We start from the raw sequence: 622 nt of genomic DNA, 5'->3' as shown, positions 1-622 counted from the left end.
GGGTGCAGCTTTCGGTACATGATCCAGCCGATGAGGCCGAGCCCGAGAATGACCATCAGTGCGACAAACGCACGCATACCATGAATGCGGTTGTGGGACGCGACAACGCGGCTAAAGGAGTCGCGCCCACCGTCGATGGGGTGGTTTTCGTCAACCAACTCATCAATGTTCTGTTCGCGCCTGATCATTGCTCATCCTCGCTTTTCATCACCCGCCTGAAGCCTGGAACGACTGTGCCGCTCGGCGTCGCCCCGCGTGACGGATCGAACTCGCTATTCACGATGCCGATGACCTTCTGCTGGCCGTAGCGCACGCGCCACTCCTTGGCCGTCGTTTCAGCGACGATGATGTTGTGGTCCGCGCCTTCGACGTGGGTGTTGACCGTGCTTTCCTTCCCATCGGAGCTGATCAGGAAGACCTCAGGCAGCTCCGCGTTCGCCGGAAACTTGAAGTAGGTGAAGCGGAAGTCGTCCCACACGTTGACCGGCGCGATGGACGCTGACGCCGCCTCGGCCGACATCTGATAATCGATGTTGAACGACGCATGGGGGTCCGTCCGAGCCATCGCCCCTCTCAGTTTCGCTCGGGCGATCTCGGCTTTGGCCTTGGTCGCTTCCTCACT

Annotated in this window: 2 protein-coding genes; both read right to left on the bottom strand. The window is 60.3% G+C overall.

Translation table 11 applies throughout. The features are described from left to right. On the bottom strand, positions 1–188 hold a 188-nt coding region (locus AWB78_RS43000; RefSeq protein WP_157697931.1), incomplete at its 3' end, for a hypothetical protein. Further along, the coding region (locus AWB78_RS42995; protein WP_198399527.1) for a TrbG/VirB9 family P-type conjugative transfer protein at positions 185–622 on the bottom strand (438 nt) is incomplete at its 5' end. The genes AWB78_RS42995 and AWB78_RS43000, both read right to left, overlap by 4 nt.

It is taken from the genome of Caballeronia calidae (genome assembly GCF_900044055.2).
GTDB classification, from domain to species: Bacteria; Pseudomonadota; Gammaproteobacteria; order Burkholderiales; family Burkholderiaceae; genus Caballeronia; species Caballeronia calidae.
This window is presented reverse-complemented; position numbering and strand designations above follow the sequence as displayed.